Source organism: Arthrobacter sp. Y3224198 (assembly GCF_059090025.1).
Genome location: NZ_JBNHFG010000013.1, coordinates 78,010 through 99,007, shown reverse-complemented (window position 1 = coordinate 99,007; position 20,998 = coordinate 78,010). Strand labels below are relative to the sequence as shown.

At 66.0% G+C, this 20,998-nt stretch carries 13 protein-coding genes; 6 read left to right on the top strand and 7 right to left on the bottom strand.

The window, feature by feature from the left end:
• Positions 1 to 5: 5 nt before the first annotated feature.
• From AC5RUF_RS09560 to AC5RUF_RS09540, 5 genes are all read right to left on the bottom strand, one after another.
• A complete protein-coding gene (locus AC5RUF_RS09560; protein WP_494130422.1) occupies positions 6 to 6,014 on the bottom strand; it encodes an Ig-like domain-containing protein in 6,009 nt (2,002 codons plus the stop codon).
• A gap of 224 nt (positions 6,015 to 6,238) precedes the next feature.
• On the bottom strand, positions 6,239 to 7,387 hold the full coding sequence (locus tag AC5RUF_RS09555; protein ID WP_493996150.1) for an adenylate/guanylate cyclase domain-containing protein: 1,149 nt from the start codon (positions 7,385 to 7,387) through the stop codon (positions 6,239 to 6,241).
• Positions 7,380 to 7,949, bottom strand: coding sequence for a PH domain-containing protein (locus AC5RUF_RS09550; protein WP_493996149.1), 570 nt, complete (start codon positions 7,947 to 7,949; stop codon positions 7,380 to 7,382). Before AC5RUF_RS09550 ends, AC5RUF_RS09555 begins: the two co-directional genes overlap by 8 nt.
• Before the next feature lie 39 nt (positions 7,950 to 7,988).
• Entirely contained in the window at positions 7,989 to 8,876 is an 888-nt protein-coding gene (locus tag AC5RUF_RS09545; RefSeq protein WP_493996148.1) for a biotin--[acetyl-CoA-carboxylase] ligase, read from the bottom strand.
• A gap of 58 nt (positions 8,877 to 8,934) precedes the next feature.
• Positions 8,935 to 9,792, bottom strand: coding sequence for an SDR family oxidoreductase (locus tag AC5RUF_RS09540; RefSeq protein WP_493996147.1), 858 nt, complete (start codon positions 9,790 to 9,792; stop codon positions 8,935 to 8,937).
• Positions 9,793 to 10,040: 248 nt separating this feature from the next.
• On the opposite strand from AC5RUF_RS09540, the gene AC5RUF_RS09535 reads away from it, so the two are divergent.
• The 5 genes from AC5RUF_RS09535 (at position 10,041) to AC5RUF_RS09515 (ending at position 16,012) form a co-directional block, all read left to right on the top strand.
• A complete protein-coding gene (locus AC5RUF_RS09535) occupies positions 10,041 to 11,636 on the top strand; it encodes an acyl-CoA carboxylase subunit beta (protein WP_493996146.1) in 1,596 nt (531 codons plus the stop codon).
• The gene (locus tag AC5RUF_RS09530; RefSeq protein ID WP_494130421.1) at positions 11,633 to 11,872 is read left to right on the top strand and encodes an acyl-CoA carboxylase subunit epsilon; all 240 of its coding nucleotides are present in this window, start codon (positions 11,633 to 11,635) and stop codon (positions 11,870 to 11,872) included. The genes AC5RUF_RS09535 and AC5RUF_RS09530 overlap by 4 nt, the downstream gene beginning before the upstream one ends.
• 88 nt (positions 11,873 to 11,960) lie before the next feature.
• Positions 11,961 to 13,658 (top strand): DUF885 domain-containing protein, encoded by a 1,698-nt coding sequence (locus tag AC5RUF_RS09525; RefSeq protein WP_493997904.1) that lies wholly within the window; start codon positions 11,961 to 11,963, stop codon positions 13,656 to 13,658.
• A 172-nt stretch (positions 13,659 to 13,830) separates the two neighbouring features.
• Positions 13,831 to 15,222, top strand: a complete 1,392-nt coding sequence (locus AC5RUF_RS09520; RefSeq protein WP_493997902.1) for a dicarboxylate/amino acid:cation symporter — start codon at positions 13,831 to 13,833, stop codon at positions 15,220 to 15,222.
• Between the two features lie 160 nt (positions 15,223 to 15,382).
• The gene (locus tag AC5RUF_RS09515; protein WP_494130420.1) at positions 15,383 to 16,012 is read left to right on the top strand and encodes a Maf family protein; all 630 of its coding nucleotides are present in this window, start codon (positions 15,383 to 15,385) and stop codon (positions 16,010 to 16,012) included.
• A gap of 169 nt (positions 16,013 to 16,181) precedes the next feature.
• Here AC5RUF_RS09515 and AC5RUF_RS09510 read toward each other — a convergent pair whose 3' ends face one another.
• On the bottom strand, positions 16,182 to 16,784 hold the full coding sequence (locus AC5RUF_RS09510; RefSeq protein ID WP_494130428.1) for an endonuclease domain-containing protein: 603 nt from the start codon (positions 16,782 to 16,784) through the stop codon (positions 16,182 to 16,184).
• 715 nt (positions 16,785 to 17,499) lie between these two features.
• Between AC5RUF_RS09510 and AC5RUF_RS09505 the strand changes: the two genes are divergently transcribed.
• The gene (locus AC5RUF_RS09505; RefSeq protein ID WP_494130419.1) at positions 17,500 to 19,311 is read left to right on the top strand and encodes an acetyl/propionyl/methylcrotonyl-CoA carboxylase subunit alpha; all 1,812 of its coding nucleotides are present in this window, start codon (positions 17,500 to 17,502) and stop codon (positions 19,309 to 19,311) included.
• 183 nt (positions 19,312 to 19,494) lie between these two features.
• On the opposite strand, the gene AC5RUF_RS09500 is transcribed toward AC5RUF_RS09505, so the two are convergent.
• A complete protein-coding gene (locus AC5RUF_RS09500; RefSeq protein ID WP_493997874.1) occupies positions 19,495 to 20,913 on the bottom strand; it encodes an MFS transporter in 1,419 nt (472 codons plus the stop codon).
• Between the last annotated feature and the right edge of the window lie 85 nt (positions 20,914 to 20,998).

The following is a 20,998-nucleotide window of genomic DNA, read 5'->3' as shown; positions in this document are numbered from 1 at the left end:
TGGTGCTACCAGGTGGCCGGACAATTCCCGATCTGGCTGAGATTGTTGCCCTCGAGCGGAGCCACGTCCCGATTCAGTACGTACGCAGGCCGCCCCGTGCGTCCGGGCACACGCAGCCAGGTCTCGCCCTTCCACACCCCGGTGCACTCCGCTTGGACCTCTGCTCCTGGGTCCACGCCACCCCAGATGCCGCAATCACCGCTGACATTGTCGTCCGGGCTGCGCCAGCAGGTGTGGGCAGTCGCGGTTCCGACGTAATAGCGGCCGCTGTTCACCGTTACTTTCACCGGCGCTCCGGCCTCACCCCTGGAATTGACGGCACGCACCTCGAACGAATGCACCTCGTTCAGCTTGTTTTTGCCCAGGACAGTGCTGTTGGAGAAGACCGGGATAAACGGCTCATCGTCCTTGCGGGCCTCCAGATAGGAGACGTCGAAACTGCGGGAATCCGGCGGCGTCCAGGTGACCGTGGCGCCGGGATCCAGCGGTTTCCCGTCGGTCCCTGTCACCGTGGGCGCGCCCGGCGCCCCGTAGGGCCTGATCTCTCCGGATGCCGGCCCTGGCTGACCGTCATATGTGGACCCCGGGACCGACACCACTGCCATGATTTGGGCACTGACCGGAACGCCGTTGGAGAGCCCGCGCACCACGTCCCCGCTTCGGACCTGCTGCCGGGTTCCGTTGGAAAAGACCGCCACGTAGGCAATTTCATCGGCTTTGGCACCGTTGCGCTGGGATGCGTTCAGCTCTTGGAAGGTGACCTTGGCTGCCCGGCCGGCACCAGCGGTCTCCGCCGGCTCCAGGACGGGAGCAGGCGGCCCGTCAGGAATACCCCGGGCACGCCGGGGCGCGGACTGCGGGCCCGTCTCTCCCCAGCCTGATCGGTTCTGCGCTTGGACCGCATAGGAGTAGTCCTGTTCCGAGTTGGGGACGGTGATGGTCACCCGGGTATCCCTGCCGGCCGGAATGGTGCGAATGAGGTTGCTGCCTTGGTATTCGTACACCTGATACGCCAGGATTTCGGCCCCGTTTCCGGGGGCGGCACCCCATTCCACGGTCAGCTGGGACTCTTTCCCCACGCTTGGTGCCGAGGACGTGCTCGGTGCGCCTGGTGCGCCCGGCAGTCCGTTGGGATGCTCGGGGGCCGAATAATCACTCCATTCGGAGGGATCCGGAGCGGAGTTCCGGGCCTGGATCCGCACCCGGTAACTGGTGCCGTTATCCAACCCGGACCACACCAGGGTGCCTCCCGCTGCCGGTGCGGATTTCTGGACCGCTCCGTTCGGCGGGGCAGGGGAAATCTGCAGGTCGTACCCGGTGATGGGCGAGCCGTCGTTCGACGGCGCACTCCAGGCAACCTTCAGCTCCCGGTCACCGTAAACCAAGGTGGGCGGTGCCGGGCGCCCCGGCTGGGTGTCCGGGCGCGCCACGGCGGAGGTGGGAGACGGCGCGGACGTGCCGTGGGCGTTGGACGCCGTGACCCTGAAAACGTACTCCACATTATTAGTCAGCCCGGTAAGCGTGCACGTGGTTGCCGGGCAGGCCTGGCTGAATCCGTTGGCTGCCGTGACGGTGTAACCGGTAATCGGCGAGCCGTTGGCGGCAGGCGGATTCCACGCGAGCACAACGGTGCGGCTGCGGGTTGATTCGACCACGGGTGTGGAGGGAGCGTTCGGCTTGCCCTGTACGGTGAGCCGGATCTGGCCGGCGGCCCGGCGGCTCACCTCGCCGGTCCGGTCCCGGACGATGTACTGGACGGTCATGCTGCCCACGAATTCCGATCCCGGTGTCACCACGACATTCGAGCCCTGCAGGACCGCGGTGCCGTTGGCGTCAGACCGCACTTCGACAATCTCAAGCGGACGGTCCTGGAACGGGTTGAAGTCGTTTTCCAGTACAGGGACCGTCACGGGACGTCCCTGGACTGCGTCCGGAACGAGGTCGTCGGCCGCTACGGGCAATGCCCGCGTGGAGGCAATAACCGTGAGGTCCACCCGTCCCCGCACCGGTTCGCCGCGGCCGTCGGAGACGGTAACCCACAGTTCCCCTGTAGTTCCGACAGCCGCGTCGTCAGATGCACGGATCTTCAGGAGACTGCCGTCAATTGCACCTTCAAAACCGTTCGGCACGTCCGCTGCCAGCTTGAAACGCAGCCGGCTGGCATCCTCGGGGTTCGGATCAGATGCAAGGGAAGCCAGGTCGAGGATCACTTCCGGCTCGCCCTTGGCCGTTTCGAGTGACCCGGAACTGATCGTGGGCGGGTAGTTCTGCTCCGGCAGCGGAATCACGTTGACGAGGACGGTCAGGGTTGCCTTCAACCCCTCAGGGTCCTCGGGGCCGGCGCCGTCGGTCACCTCGAAGGTCACCGATCCCAGACCGGAATAGTCGGGGTCAGGGGCATATCGGAGGGAGGAGGCACCCATGATCCGGGCTCCCCCGTCCTTCGTGCCAATGGCTCGGACGTGTTCGGCGGTGGTGATTCGAGGAGTGCGGCCGTTACGCACCACCACAAGCGACTTAAGGTTCAGGTCCAAGGTGCTTCCGGCCTGGACCTCCAACGGTTCCCCTTCACGCAGCATGGGGTACTGCGTGCTCAGACCCGGTACCCAGATGATGGCGCTTGAGGTGCCGCCGTCCTGGTCCTCGGCCGTGTAGGGAATGATCTGCGCCTCGTTGGTCAGGTCCACCCGAACCTTCCCCCCGGAAACCGAAGCGGTGGGGTAGTCGCCCAAGATCCGTACGGACATATCGTCGGCCAGCCCGTCCGGGTCCTCGTCATTTTCAAGCACGGGAACTTCCACGAAACTCTTGTCCCGGGTCTCGGAGGCGTCTACCAGGTCATCCCTGGACATGGGCGGCAGCAGGGGCGCATTTTCGTCCACAAAAACCATCACGTTGCCCGATGCCACCCCTCCCCTGTTGTCCTTAACGGCGTAGGTGACGCCGTACGTGCCAGGGGTCTTTGGCGACTTCAGCAGCACTCTGGACAGGTCGGTGCGCGTTTCCAGCGCCGGGTCGCTTCCTGCGACCGCTGCAGTGTTCAGCGAGATTGGGTCACCGTCCGGGTCGGAATCATTGCGCAGGACAGAGACGGCATGGGCCCGCCCGGGACGCAGCGTCACGGTATCCTCCACTGCCACAGGCTTCTGATTGGCCTGTGCCGCGGGTGCAATTCCCACTTGGACCGTTCCGGTGTTTTCCACGCCCAAACGGTCCCGGACGGTGTAAGTGAAGGAGTCGGTCCCTGCTGCCTGCGCCAGGGCGGTGTAGTCGATGTAATTCGGGCCGGCGAGGGCGGCACCGCGGGTGGGAGCGCTGCCGATTCCGTTGAGCACCACGGAATCACCGTCCGCGTCCAGCCCGTCCAGCGGAATCGGGATACGCACGGTGGATCCGGCGACAACCCGCCCCTCCACGTTCACCGGCACCGGGGGTGTGTTCTTCTCGTCGTCACGGGGCCGGATATTGATACGAACCTGCGCCGAGTTCTTCTGGCCCGTCTCATCGGACACCTCGTAAATGGCATACACCGTCTTTGCACTTTGCCCGGCTACGAACCGCAGCTTGTTTTCGGAGACGAACATTTGCCCGTCCTGCGGGTCAACAGGCTGCGGAAGAACCGGATTCAACGTCAGCTCACCGCCGGTGGGAGAGGAATCGTTATCGAGCACTGGGATGGTGACGACGTCGCCCACCCGCACCACTGCTTCATCCGGGCCGGCGGTCGGGGGCAGGAGGGTGGCGGGCTGCTCCACCGGAATAATGTTCACTTCACCCGTCTTGGCGGCAGTGCCGTTGGAGACGGAGTACTCGATAGTCATTTGCTGGCGCAGGCTGCGGGTGTCATGGATCTGCAGGAGATGCCGGTCCAGTACTGCCACGTTCACCGGCGCGTCATCGGGAGTGCGGACAGACTGCACCACCAGGATTCCGCCGGTGGGATCCGTGTCATTGCCCAGGACGTCAACCAGGACACTTTCGCCGCGGGGCAGGAGGGCGACGTCGCGCACCGCCACCGGGACTCCTCCCCGGCCGGACGGGTTGGCATCGACACGAATCAGTCCACTGGCGCTCTGCGGCCCATTGGTGACCAGGTATTCGATGTAGTAGGTGCCCGCTTCGGTTGGCATGAACCCAATAGACCCGGTCTGGTAGTCCGGGGTGACCGCCACGCCTTTTTCGCCCTCGGCCTTGGCGAGGGTCAGCTGGCCCCCTGCCGGATCCAGGTCATTCTTCAGCGGGAAAATCTGCACGGGCTGGTCCACGGTGGTAGTGACGTGGTCGAAGTTGGCCACCGGGGGAAGAACGCCCGAGGGCCTTACGTCGTAGGTGACGGTCCCCTTGACTTCGTCAGTACCGTCGGAGACCGTGATGGCAACTTCTTTGACACCCTGGGTTTTCCCGACGTCCCGGAAGTCCAGCAGGCCGTCGGAGGCAGGACGGACCTGGTCTCCATCTTCCGTGGGCTCCGCGCTGATGAGGACCAGGTCGTCCCCGTCCGCATCTTTCCAGTCATTAAGGACGTTTTGGCTGACCGACTTTCCCTGTTCCAGCAGGATTTTCGTGTTCCGGCGAGGTTCAGGCGGGGTGTTTTCCCCGGTTCCCACCACGCGAACGGTCACACTGGCGGTGTCCGTGCCGCCCCGTCCGTCACTGACCTGGTAAGTGAAGGTTCCTGTCCCCGCAGGGGTATTGAGCGGGACCACGATCTGCAGGGCTGCACCGTTGTAAATGGGTTCCACGCCGCCCACCATGGGCATGTCCCCCACCACGGAGGCAGTCAGGAGGTCACCGTCGGGGTCGCTGTCATTTTCCAGGACCTGCAAAATGGTGGTCCGTCCGGCACGGGCTCCCACGGTATCGTCCGAGGCCACCGGGGCACGGTTGTCCGTGGTCCGGTCCGGCAGGGCGTTGACCGGGTTCTCGCTCGCGGCTTCCTCTTCGTCATCGTCGTTGCTCTGCTCGGGCGGAATAACGTCTCCCCAGTTGTCCACGAGCTGCATGTTTTCAAGCACCAGCCATACGCCGCCGCCGTTGACGTCGTTCAGCACCACCACGTCGCGGTTGACCCGGAATACCAGCTCCGATGACGGGCTGAGGCCGGGGATCTCTTCACGGGCGTCCTCCGAGTCGTTACTGCACTCCCGAACATGGGTCTCGGAACCGGCCCAGGCTGCATAAACACAGCTGCCCAGCTGCACCGGCGCGGCTGCGCCGCCGCCGGAGTCCACGTCGGTTATGTCCGGCTTCCCGCCGTCCAAGGGCTGCAGAATCAGGGCATTGGCCGTGGCTACCGCCACGAAATCGCTGGCCGGGCCGCTCTGCTGGAGCTTGGCGGTTTTCCCGTCCGGGATACTGACCGTTTCGCCATTCGGCAGGAGCAAGGTACCGGTTTCCGGGTTCAGCACCACGGCCCGGTCCCCTACGGCTGCGATCTGGGCGTCCTTGAAGTCCTTGAGCGCCGGCGCCTCACGGCCCTCCGGCTCACCGAATTTGCCGTTCTCGTCCTTTTCGTACGTGTAGAGCATCTGGTCCTCGGGTGCAGCCACCACCACATGGCCGTCCGAAGAAACGGCAGCCAGGATCCCGGGGTTGCCGTCCAGCACGGGTTCGCTGTCCGCATCGCTGAAGAATCCAACCTCGTTGGCCGGGAGGATCCATGCCCTGCCCTGCGCGGGATCCGTGATGGCCACCGTGTCGCCCCCGAAGGAAAACTCAGCCGCGCCGGGGAGCTGGACCTCGGCACCGCGGGCAACATTCGCAACGTCCACCGGGCTGGCCTTGGACTGGTCCGTGTTGAGGTTGAAGACCGTGCCCGCGTTCTGCAGCACGTCGAAATGATCGCTGTTGGCCGTGTAACCGCCGTCGAGCAGCCGGGAGGGGTAATTGAGGTGGCCCACCATGCCCTGCGTGCGGTTGGTCACCCACACACCGCCGTCGTTCAGGTCAACATCAGCGCTGGCGAAGCCCGGGTACAGCAAGGCCCCGGTGACCAGTCCGGCCGTTACTGCCACGGCCGAACCTACCGAAGCTGCCTTGCGCCGCTTACGGCTCAGCAGACGTACTTTTCCCCCATGCGCTGCCACGATGTTTCCCCCTGGTGATGACCTGCAGCGGAACCGGGCCACCTACCGGCAATGACCGGGGCGACGCAGCAGTTCCACCGCATAGTGTTGCACATATCTCCTGGCGAGGTAACATGCATCACTTTCCGCGGCAGGGGGGCGTGTGCCGGGAGTCAGTCCAGCACCAGTCCGCGCCCGGTACCGCGGGCCAGGGTCACCGGATGGATTTCACCGAAACCGCGCACATTGCGCGGCTGGTGCGGGATCAGCACAAAGTCGGGGTTGTCCTTCAGTGCCGCAGCCGTGGACGCGTCGGTCAGAACCGTTCCGGGCTCGGCAAGGGACGTGAGCCTGGAAGCCAGGTTTACCGTGGGTCCGTAGATATCGCCCAGCCGCGAAAGGACCCTTCCCCAGACCAGCGACACCCGTGCCGACGGCAGCAGCTCGTCCTCAGTGAAAGCCTTTGCCAGGGCCAGGGAAATCTCGGCGCCGGCTTCGGGGCTTTCCGCGTTGAACAGGACTTCGTCGCCTATGGTCTTCACCAGGCGGCCGCCTCCCACCGAGATGATCTCCGCGCACTTGTGCTCGAACCGCTGCACCATCTGGGCCAGGGTTTTTTCGTTCATCTGCCGGGAAAGGCTGGTATAGGAGACCAGGTCGGCGAAGCCCACAGCCCGGGCCAGGGGCAGCGGCGCATCGTCGGAGGCGCTGCCGTCGTGGCTGGCGAGCCCCGCTTCGGCACGCAGGGCCAGACGCTGGATGGCAGCATTAAGCTGCCGCTTCCAGGCGTAGACAAGGGTTTTCTCCAAGGGTTCTATCAGGTCCGGCAAGGCCGCGACCAGGTTTTTCCGGGCCTCGGCATCGGTGATCCCGCGCCGGGACACCATTTCCTCAACCAGGGCCTCCACCTGCCAGACCACCATCCGGTCCGTCATCTGCCCGATCGACCGCATGATGGAAATGGCTGCTTCCTCAGTCAGCTGCTCGTCGCGCACCAGTTCAATGACGGTGCTGAGCGCCTCGCGGTCCTGTTCGGTGAAGAAGACTGCGTCGTCGTCGAGGTTGGGGAAGCCCATGGCACGCCAGAGCTTGCGGGCCGAGAGCAGGGATACACCCGCTTCGGCGGCAGCCTCACGCCGCTTGAGTGTGCGGGGTCCGCCGATCAGCTGGGCTTCCAGCCTGCGCACGTCCTCCCGGTCGATTTCGGTGCCGGTGTCGGCAGCCGAAAAGTCGGGGCGCGGCGCCGGTACGGCCGGCATGGACAGGGTCATCGGTTCGGGATGGCTCGCGGGTCCGGACTCGCTGTGGCCGGCGTCAGTCATCGTCCCTCCCTTCATAGTCGTATCCCCCGTCTGAATCCATATCTACACCATCAAACATTGCGGTCAGCGGCAGCTGTCCAATCGCCGAGACCACAATCGACCGGAAACGGTGCACTTCGGGAACGGCCGGATAGTGCATCACCCGGCCGTGGCCGAGGTCCAGCACCAAGGTGCCGCTGCCCTGCATCCGGTCCGTCACGGACTGGCGGATTTCGAGCTGGTAGATGGCAGCCAGGGAGATCTCGTGCTCACGCCTCAACAGCACGCCCTGGCGCTGGATCAGCCGGCGGTCGGTCAGGATGATCCGCCCGGCAAGCCAGCGCAGCACCGGCGGCACGCAGTAGCGCAGCAGGAGCAGCACGGCCAGAACCGCAATGGCAGGCTGCAGGTACGGGCTCCATTCAGCCAGCTGCCCGGGAAGGGTGTCCCGGCCCAGCCAGCCGTAGGCATAGCCGGACACGGCGCCGGTCACCCCCGCCAGCAGCAACGGCTTCCACAGGGAACGGGCATGGGGGCGGCCGGCGGTGATGATGTGCTCTCCGGGAGAGAGTCTCAGGCGCACGGTGCACCGCCTGTCGGCAGGAACGGGAAGGCCACGCTCTCAGGCCTGTCCGGCACGCAGATGCACCACGTCCGCCGCATGGACCGTGTGCGGGGTGCCGTGGCCATCGACTATCACCAAGGCCCCCGTCTCCGCCAGCGCCACCGCACGCCCCGTAAGTTCGCCGCCGCCCGGCATTTCCGCGCGCACATCCCGGCCCAGGGTGGTCAGCCTCGCGGCCACCCGCTCCCGGAGCGACTGCTGCTGCCCTTCGGGCACCGCGTCGGCGTCGCCGTCTACGGAACAGAAGGCACGGTAGGCATCGGCCAGCGCCAGGAGATAGTCCTCGAGCAGGACATTGCGGTCCGTGGTGGAGGCATATTCCATCAGCAGGCTGGTGGCCGTGGGCACCGGAAGGTCTTCGTCCGTGAGGCTTACGTTCAGCCCGGTCCCCACCACCACGGCCGGAGGCAGGCCGTCGCTGGAGGGAACAAGCTGCGCCAGCACCCCGGCAAGCTTCCGGCCGTCCACCATCACGTCGTTGGGCCACTTCAAGCCCGCGTCGACGCCGGTGCGGGAGGCAAGGCTTTCGGCCAGCGCCAAGGCAGCCAGCAAGGACAGCCAGCCGTAGGAGGAAGTGGGCAGCGGCCGTCCGTCCCGGTTCACGGGGCGGAGGAGGACGCTGACAAACAGGGAGGACCGTTCGGGCGCCACCCAGCTGCGGTCCATCCGGCCGCGGCCGGCATTCTGCAGTTCCGCGGTAAGCACCGTCAGGTCCGGGACCTCCCACGGGCGCAGCCGGGCGGCGTCGGCCAGGTCCGTATTGGTTGAACCGGTCTCCTTCACTACCTCCAGCGCGGCGAACGGGCCGGCGGGAAACACCAGTGCCGCCTTCAGGCGGGCCGGATCCAGTGCCGGTCTTTCCATGCTGGAGTAGTGCAGTTGCATGCATCCGATCTTACGCGGGCGCCCTGACATTCCAGGGCGCCCGGTGCCGCGTTGAGGATCAGAGGAAGAAGTCAGGCATCAGCTTGTCCGCAGGCACGCCCGGAGCGTAACGGCTGAAGTCGGTGACGCCTTCTTCCCGGAGCACGGCTTCGTCCGTGAAGAAGTTGCCGGTGGACCGGCCGCTGGGGCGCGTGAGGATGGCGTGGGCGGCATCGGCCATGATGTCCGCGCTGCGGGAGGCGGCTGCCAGCTTGTCCCCTCCGGGCATGTTGCGGATGGCCGCGGTGTCAATGCCGGTGACCGGCCACAGGGAGTTGACGGACACGCCGTCGTTCTTCAGCTCTTCCGCCAGCCCGAGGGTGGTGAGGGACATGCCGTACTTCGCCATGGTGTAGGCAAGGTAGTTGCCGGCCCACTTGGGGTCCAGGTTCAGCGGCGGAGAGAGCGTGAGGATGTGCGGATTGTCGGACCGGCGCAGGGCGTCCAGGGAGAACTTGGAGAGCATGAATGTCCCGCGGGTGTTGATGTCCGCCATGAGGTCATAGCTCTTCATGGTCACCGCGTCGGTGCCGGAGAGGTCAATCGCCGAGGCGTTGTTCAGGACGATGTCGATCCCGCCGAACCGGTCGACGGTGGCTTCCACTGCGCGGGCAACGTCTTCGTCGCGGCGCACGTCGCCGATGACCGGCAGGGCCTTTCCGCCGGCGGCTTCCAACTGTTCGGCAGCTGTGTAGACGGTGCCTTCCAGCTTCGGGTGCGGCTCGGCCGTTTTGGCCAACATGGCAATGTTGGCTCCGTCTTTCGCCGCGCGCATGGCGATGGCGAGTCCGATGCCGCGGCTTCCGCCGGACATCAGGATGGTGCGTCCGGCCAGTGACCGGGACGCCGTTTCCGGGATGCTGTTGGGTGTGCTCATAGCTCGACAGTAATGCACGTCACGGCAATGTTACTCGTCAGTAACTTCGTGTCTCCGGGGCGCAGCTGCGCCTGCTGTAACCAAGCACCGGGACGCGAAATTGTAGGTTTTCTACACTCAGTCCCGGTGGTTCGGCTCACTAGACTGGGTAAACCGCACGGAATTTTGTGCGGAATCTACTTAACGCCCGTCACGGTCCTTCGCACTGGAAGGCCCGGGGCTACCCGATCCGGCACCCGGAGGCCTCCTTGAGCATCGACCAGGACCTGAATCTGCACACGACCGCTGGCAAGATCGCCGAGTTCCGGCGCCGCCAGGCGGAGGCAGAGCTGCCGTCCGGCCAGGCTGCGGTGGAGAAACAGCATGCCCGCGGCAAGCACACCGCCCGCGAACGCATCGACCTGCTCGTGGATGCCGGGTCCTTTGTGGAGTTCGACGCGCTGGCCGTCCACCGGTCCACCGCCTTCGGCATGGAAAAGAAGAAGCCCCTGGGTGACGGCCTGGTCTCCGGCTACGCCACTGTGGACGGCCGCCCGGTGGCCGTTTACAGCCAGGACTTCACCGTTTACGGTGGCTCCCTCAGCCAGGTCAACGGCGAGAAGATCGTCAAGGTCCAGGAGTTCGCCCTGCGCAACGGATGTCCGGTCATCGGCATCCTGGACGGCGGCGGCGCCCGCATCCAGGAAGGCGTGGCCTCGCTGGCCATGTTCGCGGACATCTTCCGCAACAACGTGCACGCATCCGGCGTCGTGCCGCAGATCTCGCTGATCATGGGCCCCTCGGCCGGCGGTGCGGCCTACTCCCCCGCCCTCACCGACTACGTGGTCATGGTCGACAAGACCTCGCACATGTTCATCACCGGCCCCGACGTCATCAAGACGGTCACGGGTGAGGATGTGGACATGGAAACCCTGGGCGGGGCCCGCCAGCACAATGCCACCACAGGCACCTCCACCTACCTCGCCTCGGACGAGGAGGACGCCATCGAGTTCGTCCGCGAGCTCCTGGACTTCCTGCCTTCCAACAACCTGGCCGAGGCTCCGCTGACCGCTTTCGACCAGGATCCGGAAACCACGGACGCCGATCTGGCCCTGGACGAGCTGATCCCCGATTCCGCCAACCAGCCCTACGACATCCGGGCCGTGATCGAGAACGTCCTCGACGACGGGCACTTCCTGGAAATGCAGGCCCTGTACGCCCCCAACGTGATCATCGGGTACGGCCGGGTGGAGGGGCACACCGTGGGCATCGTGGCCAACCAGCCGATGCAGTTCGCCGGCACCCTGGACATTGCCGCGTCGGAGAAGGCCGCGCGCTTCGTCCGGAACTGCGACGCCTTCAACATCCCCATCCTGACCTTCGTGGATGTTCCCGGCTTCCTGCCCGGCAAGGACCAGGAGTTCAACGGCATCATCCGCCGCGGTGCGAAGCTGCTGTACGCCTACGCCGAGGCCACCGTCCCCAAGCTGACCGTGATCACGCGCAAGGCGTACGGCGGCGCGTACATCGTCATGGGCTCCAAGAAGCTTGGGGCGGATATCAACCTTGCCTGGCCCACCGCGCAGATCGGCGTCATGGGCGCCCAGGGTGCCGTTAACATCCTGTACCGCGGTCCGCTCAAGGCAGCGGCCGACGCCGGTTCCGACGTCGAGGAGGTGCGCCGGCAGTACATCGAGCAGTACGAAGACGAACTGCTCAACCCGTACCAGGCCGCCGAGCTCGGGTACGTGGACGCGGTGATTGCACCGTCCCAGACCCGGCTGCAGCTGATCCGCGGGCTGCGGGCCCTGCGCGAGAAGCGTGCCGCCCTGCCCGCCAAGAAGCACGGGAACATGCCGCTGTGAGCACCGAGGGCCTGTCCCCGGAAGCATCCGGCGCCGTTGAACCGCTGCTCTCGGTGGTGTCCGGCAATCCCACCGACGAGGAGCTCGCGGCGCTGGCCGCCGTCGTCGCCGGTCTGGGGGCGCATGAGGCGCCGCTGCCGGCACCCCGTCCGGCGCACCGCCTCTGGGCCCGGCGCCGGATGCTGAGCCTGGCACCCGCCCCGGGGCCGGGTTCGTGGCGGCGCAGTTTCCGCTGACCGCTTTGCGTTAAGCGCAATTAGGCCGGCGGGCCGGAAGTGCGGTTAGGCTACGTTTGTGACCCAACAGACATCATCTTCCGAGTCCATGTCCACTGCGGGAAGCGCACCCACGCGCCAGCCCACCGCCATCGACGCCGTTGCCGATGCGTACACAGCCACCCTCCTGCAGCTGGATCCGTCCTTCGCCACCTCCCTGGGCATCCCCGGGCGGGAAACCGAATACGGCGACTATTCACCCGCCGGCCTGGAGTCCTTCGCCGAAGCCATCCGGGAAACGCTCAGCCGCCTGGACGGCCTGGAGCCGGCGGACGACGTTGACCGCGTAACCCTGGACGCCATGCACGAGCGCCTCGGCCTGGACCTGGAAATCCACGAGTCCGGCTGGAACCTGGCGGACCTGAACAACATCGCTTCCCCGGCCCAGGGCATCCGCAGCATCTTCGACCTGATGCCCACGGACACCGAGGAGCACTGGCACCACATTGCGGGGCGGCTGCACAACGTCGACGACGCCGTCGCCGGCTACATCACGAGCCTCCGCAGCGGACTGGAACGCTCCCTCGTCCCGGCCCGCCGCCAGGTGAAGATCGTCATCGAGCAGGCTTCCGCGTACGCCGAGGACGGCGGGTTCTTTGATGCCCTCGCCGCCAACGCTGCACTGCCCGACGGCGGGGAACTGCCCGAAGCCCTGCTGGCCGACCTGCGCGCCGGCGCCGAATCCGCGCGCCGGGCCTATCTGGGACTGGCCGCGTTCCTCGAAGCGGAGCTTCTTCCCGCTGCCCCTGAAAAGGACGCCGTCGGCGCCGAACGGTATGCCTTGATGTCCCGGCAGTTCCTCGGCGCCGCCGTGGACCTGGCCGAGACCTACCAGTGGGGCGTGGAGGAACTGGACCGCATCATTGCCGAGCAGGAGGCGGTTGCCGAACAGATCCGCCCCGGGGCCAGCGTGCAGGAAGCCATGCAGATCCTCAACGAGGATCCGGAACGGCAGCTGCACGGCACCGAGGAACTGCAGGCCTGGATGCAGGACCTGGCCGACCGCGCCGTGGCCGACCTGGCCGGCTCACACTTCGACTTCACCGGCCCCATGCGCAGGATCGAGTGCATGATCGCCCCCACCCAGGAAGGCGGCATCTACTACACCGGGCCCAGCGACGACTTCTCCCGTCCCGGTCGCATGTGGTGGTCCGTCCCGGCAGGCGAAGACACCTTCACCACCTGGCAGGAAACCACCACCGTCTACCACGAGGGCGTACCGGGGCACCACCTGCAGATCGCGACGGCGACGGCGGCCCGCGGGCTGCTCAACGACTGGCGGCGCAACGTCTGCTGGGTCTCCGGACACGGCGAAGGCTGGGCACTCTACGCGGAGCGGCTGATGGACGAACTCGGCTACCTCAGCGATCCGGGCGACAAGATGGGCATGCTTGACGCGCAGCGGATGCGTGCCGCCCGCGTGGTCTTCGACATCGGCGTGCACCTGGAGCTGGAAGTGCCCGAGCGCTGGGGCGAAGGTACCTGGACCGCGGAGAAGGGCTACGAGTTCCTCCGGGAGAACATCTCCATCAGCGAAGGCCAGCTCAATTTCGAGTTCACCCGCTACCTCGGATGGCCGGGCCAGGCTCCCTCCTACAAGCTGGGCCAGCGCCTCTGGGAGCAGATCCGCGACGAGGTGCGCAACCGTGAAGGTGACGCCTTTGATGAAAAGTCCTTCCACACCCGGGCACTGCAGCTCGGCTCGGTAGGCCTGGACACCCTGCGCCGCGCGCTGCTGGGCGAGTAACAACAAAGGGACATTAGTCACAAAGGCCCGGGGAATATCCCGGGCCTTTGGCGTTTCCCGGCACAGTTGCGGCGTTTCGTGTGCCCACACCCTCCGGTAGGGGATTTCGACGGACGTAATATTTCGCAACTTTGACGCCGGTCTGATATTGGCAACCCACTAGAGTCTTTCCGTGACCTCACAGACCTCCTCCCCCGAATCCCCGTCCCGGCGGTTGCCCAAATGGGTGACCTCGTTTGGACCCCAGATCATCGCCGCCCTCGTGGTGGGCCTTGCTCTGGGCCTCCTTGCCAAGTCGATGGGCACCGTCGACGATGAGCCGAACTGGCTCACCACAACGCTGAGCACCATCGGCAGCAGCTATGTCTCACTGCTCAAGGCGGCCGTTGTCCCGCTGATCTTCACCGCAGTGGTCAGCTCAATCGCCAACCTGCGGGCCGTTTCCAACGCCGCCCGGCTGGCCTGGCAGACCCTCCTCTGGTTCGCCATCACGGCACTGATCAGCGTCGTCATCGGCATCCTGCTCGGCGTCCTGCTCCAGCCCGGCAGCAACGCCGACGTCGAAGGCAGCGAATACACCGGCTCCCAGGGTAGCTGGGTCGGCTTCCTGACCGGACTGATCCCGGGGAACTTCCTGGGCCTGGGCGCCAGCTCCAAGGTGGCCGAGTCCGGAGCCGTGACCACGAGTGTCAGCTTCAACGTCCTGCAGATCCTGGTGATTGCGATTGCCGTAGGCATCGCCGCCCTAAAGGTCGGCAAAGCCGCTGAGCCGTTCCTGGCCCTGAATGCCTCCGCCCTGGCCGTCATCCAGAAGGTGCTCTGGTGGATCATCCGCCTGGCACCGCTCGGCACCGTCGGCCTGATCGGCAACGCGGTGGCGACGTACGGCTGGGACACCATCGGTTCCCTCGGCATGTTCGCCCTGACCATCTACATCGGACTGTTCCTGGTGCTGTTCGGCGTCTACCCCGTGCTGGCCAAGGTGCACGGCCTGTCCATCCGCCAGTGGTTCTCCGGAGCATGGCCCGCCATCCAGCTGGCCTTCGTCTCCCGCTCCTCCGTGGGAACGCTGCCGCTGACGCAGCGGGTTACCGAGCGCAACCTGGGCGTCCCCCGCGCCTATGCCTCGTTCGCCGTTCCGCTGGGCGCCACCACCAAGATGGACGGCTGCGCCTCGATCTACCCGGCCGTCTCGGCCATCTTCGTGGCCCAGTTCTTCGGCATTGACCTCAGCTTCACCGACTACCTGCTGATCGCCCTGGTTTCCGTCCTGGGCTCGGCCGCGACGGCCGGCACCACCGGAGCCGTCGTGATGCTGACCCTGACGCTGTCCACCCTCGGCCTGCCGCTGGCCGGCGTGGGACTGCTGCTGGCTATCGATCCGATCCTGGACATGGGCCGCACCGCGGTCAACGTTGCCGGACAGACCCTGGTTCCCACCATCGTGGCCAAGCGCAACGGGCTGCTCGACGCCGAGCTGTACAACGCCAAGCGGCAGGGCGATCCCTTCGCCGACGATTCCGAGCAGGTTGAAGCTCCGGTCCTCGCCGACACCCGGAGCTGACCCTCCACCGGGGACCGAGCTGAAGGTCACCCCGCTTCCCCATCGCCGGGCCGTCCCTTCGGGGGCGGCCCGGCGTTTTGGGTTTCCTGGCCCGGTTTGGTTTCCTGGCAGCCCCGGTTTGGTTTCCTGACAGCCCCGGGCGAGCACTAGGCTTGGAGGCGTGACCACCCCAAGCCTCATCCTCGCTTCCGCCTCGCCCGCCCGCACCAAGCTGCTGACCGACGCCGGCATCGCCCACACGGTCCTGGTATCCGACGTCGACGAAGACGCCGTCACTGCCCGCTACGGCCTGACCGATCCCCATGACACCGCCCTGCTGCTGGCCCGGGCCAAGGCCGAGGCCGTAGCTGCCCTCCCCGAAGCGGAGGGCGCCCTGGTGATCGGCTGCGATTCGGTGTTCGAGTTCGACGGCGAGGCGCACGGCAAGCCGTGGGAGGCCGACGTCGCCCGCGCCCGGATCCGCCGGATGAGCGGCTCCTCCGGGGTCCTGCACACCGGGCACTGGCTGGTGGACTGCCGCGACACCGACGAGGGAGGTTCCGGCGCGACCCTCGGTGCGGTGAGTTCGGCCGAGGTGCACTTTGCCAAGCTGGCCGACGAGGAGATCGAGGCCTACATCGCCACGGGCGAGCCGCTGCAGGTGGCCGGGTCCTTCACCATCGATTCCCTGGGCGGGGCATTCATCGAGCGCGTCGTCGGGGACCCGCACGCCGTCGTCGGCCTGTCGGTTTCCACCCTGCGCCACCTGCTGGCCAGCGCCGACGTGCGGATCATCGACCTTTGGAAGTAGCCCGGGGGTTGCCTGGCCGGTTTCCGGTCTACTGAGCACATCCCGGGCTTCCCGACCCGCTTCCCCGTCTACTGAGCACATCCCGGGCTTCCCCGAGCCCTAATACCCCGTCAGCTGCTCAGTCGATGCCGGGCAGTACGGTCCCCGACCGATGTCGACCCCTTGAGGCTTACAAAGGAGGCGTCCACCCCGCCAGCGTCAGTCCCCGGCGCACTTTTGCCTGCACCCAGCCTGCGCCTTGCATCAGATCGCCCCGGCTGATCTTCACCTGGACCCAGCCCAGCTCGGCCGTCAGAAGGTCCCGGTGATGGTCCTTCGCCTGTTGTTCAGGCGTCAGGTGGTGGGCACCGTCATACTCCAAACAGGTCCGGAACTCGCGGCAGCCCAGGTCGACCCATACCTGCGGTGTTCCGTCCACATCGCAAATGGCCATATTGGGAACAAACTCCGGCAGGCGCGGATCTTCCCCGAGCATCAGCCGCAAGCGGGTTTCGGGCGGCGAGTCCACCCCAACCCGGAGATACCCCAATGCCGTCCGACACTTGGACAGATGCGCAACTCCGGACTTCTTTTGGATGAAAACCTTCAGGTCCGGAAGGGAAACACGGGCCACTCTGCGGGGGCCGAAACTGCGACGATGCTCGCTCACCACTTGGTCACCCAGGATGATCAGCTCCTCCAGCGTGAGCATGCCCGCAAGGTCCAGCCAAGTACGGGCGATGGTGGTGACTGGCAGTCCCGCTAGAACGGTGATCTCGTCGCGGTGGAGCACCAAGCGGTGTCCGATTATGTGACGTCGCCGGGCCTGGCTCCTGCCCGGAGGCCGACTCAGATGGATGACGGCTTCCTCGGCCAACCGCCGCGGTAGCACCATGCCGTGTAACTGTGCGGCCGTTGCGTGGCTTACGACGGCGTCCGGCAACAACTCCGTGTACGGCCGGCACCTGTCAGCCAAGGTGAACTGGCCACCCGACGGTACACGGACGGAACGGCTGGGCGTCCTCAGGTCCGATGAGCGGAGCCGATCCGGCGTGATGTTGAGGGCTTTGGCGGCGGACAACGTAAAAGGTTTTGCTTGAAGGGACAGAGGCAAAGGGCTCGGATATCTCATGCAGCCATGCCACCGTGGCCGCTGCAGTATGGAAGGTCTTGAACGCCCACCGTACACAACTACTCCGAGACCGCCACCTCAGGAGGAATAGTCACCGTTCCGCAGATAAGTTGGTTCAGGATCGGCGCCCCTGCCGGAGCAAGCCAGCAGAAGGCGGGAGCCCCGCCCGATTCTGCCGGCCCCGGTTGGCGGCGTCCCCACGGCCCAGGAGGACCGACCCCCAGCCCGCCCCACCGCCAGTCTCCACTGGGCGCCTCCCGCTTTGTAGAAATCCCACAACGAACGTGCCCCTCCCACGCAGAAACAGCACGCATTATGGCCCGAGACCACAAAACCGCGCTAGGCTCCGAACAGATCAAAAGGAGCCAGTGCATCAATGAGCCAGAACACCCCCGCGCCTGCGACCCCCGCAAAGGCACTCACCAAGATCCTCATTGCCAACCGCGGTGAAATTGCCGTCCGGGTAATCCGTGCAGCGCGCGACGAAGGCATCGCCGCAGTTGCCGTTTATGCCGAGCCGGACCGCGATGCCCTGCACGTACGCCTGGCCGACGAGGCCTATGCACTGGGCGGCAGCACCGCCGCCGAGTCCTACCTCGACATGGACAAGATCCTCGACGCCGCCGCCCGTTCAGGCGCTGACGCCATCCACCCGGGCTACGGCTTCCTCTCTGAGAACGCAGAGTTTGCCCGGCGCGTCATCGACGCCGGCCTCGTCTGGATCGGCCCCTCCCCCAGCGCCATCTCCGCCCTGGGCGACAAGGTCCAGGCCCGCCATATTGCAGCCAAGGTTGGCGCCCCGCTGGTTCCGGGCACCCAGGATCCGGTCGATACGGCCCAGGACGTACTGGATTTCGCCGACCGGCACGGACTTCCGCTGGCCATCAAGGCGGCCTTCGGCGGCGGCGGACGCGGCATCAAGGTGGCGCGCACCCGCGAAGAGATCCCTGAAATGTTCGAGTCCGCCGTCCGGGAGGCCACTGCCGCCTTCGGCCGCGGTGAATGCTTTATCGAGCGTTTCCTCGACGCTCCGCGGCATGTGGAGACCCAGTGCCTGGCCGACGCCCACGGCAACGTCGTCGTCGTCTCCACCCGTGACTGCTCGCTGCAGCGCCGCAACCAGAAGCTGGTGGAGGAGGCCCCGGCGCCGTTCCTTACCGAGGAGCAGACCGCCAGCCTGTACTCCGCCTCCAAGGCCATCCTCCGCGAAGCCGGCTACCAGGGTGCGGGCACCTGTGAATTCCTGGTGGGCAAAGACGGCACCATCTCCTTCCTGGAGGTGAACACCCGCCTGCAGGTGGAGCACCCCGTTTCCGAGGAAGTCACCGGGCTCGACCTGGTCCGCGAGCAGTTCCGCATCGCCCGGGGCGAGGCCCTGGGCTACGACGACCCGGAAATCCGCGGGCACTCCTTCGAGTTCCGCATCAACGGCGAAGACCCGGGCCGCAACTTCATGCCCGCTCCCGGCACCGTGTCAGCTTTCAAGCTGCCCACCGGGCCCGGAGTCCGGGTGGATTCGGGCATCGAGGCCGGCGAGACCGTAGGCGGGAACTTCGATTCCATGCTCGCGAAGCTGGTTGTCACCGGCGCCACCCGAACCCAGGCACTGCAGCGTGCCCGCCGTGCACTGGCGGAGATCGACGTCGCCGGGCTGCCCACCGTCCTGCCTTTCCACCGGGCCGTGGTGGCGGACCCTGCCTTCAGCAGCGACGAGCGTTTCGGCGTGCACACCCGCTGGATCGAGACAGAGTTCGTGAATTCGCTGCCGGCCTGGAGCGGTGAAGCCGGCCTGGCCAACGACGACGACGAGCGCCGCCGCGTGACCGTGGAGGTCGGCGGCAAGCGGCTGGAGGTTGTGCTGCCTGCCGGGCTGGGCGGATCCGGAAACAGCGCGCCGTCCAACGGCACCCGCAACGGCGGCAACGGCAAGGGCCGGAAGCGTTCGCGCGGCGGGGCCTCAGCGGCCGCCACCGGTGACGACCTGACCTCGCCCATGCAGGGCACCATCGTCAAGGTGGCGGTCGAAGACGGTACTGCCGTCCGCGAAGGCGACCTGGTGGTGGTCCTGGAAGCCATGAAGATGGAACAGCCGCTGACCGCGCACAAGTCCGGCACCGTCAGCGGCCTTACCGCTGTCCCGGGTGCCACTGTTTCCGCCGGCGCCGTCATCGCGAGCATCCTGGACTAGCGTCTTCCTGGGCGGGCCAGTTTGGACCGGGACCATCCGCGTCCAGGGGTCCGAACTGCCTGACCCGGTCCGCGGAGGACCGTCCGGAAAAACAGGCAAGGCCCGGCCCCCGTCAGCCGGGGAACCGGGCCTGGCCCTGTTTTGCTGGTCTCGCTTGTCGTGCCTTGTCGTGCAGGCTCCGGGTTAGAGAACCTTCACGGCCTCGCTGGAGTTGTTCTCGTAGTCGACGTCGCGCGTCTCCTTGGTGACGAACAGGGCGATCAGCGTCAGGACAGCCATGGAGCTGAGGTAGACACCCACCAGCCACGGGCTGCCGTCGGCTGCCTGCCACAGGGCGACGGCGATAAACGGTGCCACAGCCGCTCCGAGGATCGAGGAGACGTTGTAGGCGATGGCGGAACCGGTGTAGCGGACGTTGGTCGGGAACAGCTCAGGCAGCATGGCACCCATCGGCCCGAAGGTCAGGCCCATCAGGGTGAAGCCGATGATCAGCAGCGCCATCACACCCACCGTGCCCCCGGCAAACAGCGGGGCAAAGGTAAATCCGAAGACGAAAATACCTGCGGTGACCGCCAGCAGCGTCTTGCGGCGGCCGTACTTCTCCGCCAGCGGTCCGGCCACCAGGGTGAAGATGCCGAAGAACACCACACCCACGATCAGCATGATCAGGAAGTCATTGCGGGCGTAGCCCAGACCTGCCGAGAACGCCTCGGGATCGAAGACCTTCCCGGCCTTTTCCGCCGCCGCGCGAGCCGCTTCCTCGGTCTTCGCTGCGGTGCCGTAGGTCAGGGTGAAGGTGGTCATCAGGTAGAACAGGACGTAGGTGGCCAGCATGATGAAGGTGCCGGCGATCATCTGGCGCCAGCTGAAGCGGAAGACCCGGCCCAGCGGCAGCTTGGTTACGTTGCCCGTATCCACGGCCTTCTGGAAGGCCGGGGTCTCTACCAGCTTCAACCGGACATACAGGCCGATGATCACCATGACGGCGCTGGCCAGGAACGGCACCCGCCAGCCCCAGGAGTCGAACTGGTCCGCGGTCAGCTGGAAGCTCAGCAACAGGAACAGTCCGTTGGCCAGGATGAAGCCGATGGGCGCGCCCAGCTGCGGGAAAGTGCCCCAGACGGCTCGCTTGTTGGCCGGTGCGTTTTCGGTGGCCAGCAGGGCTGCACCGCTCCATTCGCCACCGAGGGCCAAGCCCTGGGCGAAGCGCATGACCACCAGCAGGGCCGGTGCCCAGAAACTCCAACCGGACAGTTCCGCAGTGGGCAGGCAGCCGATCAGGAAGGTGGCGATGCCCATGGTCAGCAGCGAAGCCACCAGGGTCCCCTTGCGGCCTACCTTGTCACCGAAATGCCCGAAAACAATCGATCCGAGCGGGCGGGCGATAAACGCCACGCCAAAGACGGCGAAGGAACTCAGCAGGGCGGTGGCACCCTCGGCATTCGGGAAGAAGAGCCGGGGGAATACGAGGACGGCAGCGGTGGCGTAGACGTAGAAATCGTAGAACTCGATGGACGTGCCGATCAGGCTGGCAACGATCACCCGGCTCTTCGAGTTGGCCTTGGCCGGCGCCGCGGCCGCAGAAGGATTCGTAGTAGACATTGGGAGTCTTTCGCAAGAGGAAGTGAAGTATCCACATCGTAGGAGAAAGCGTCCGTTATCTGAGATATATGTCCAAATAATGGAC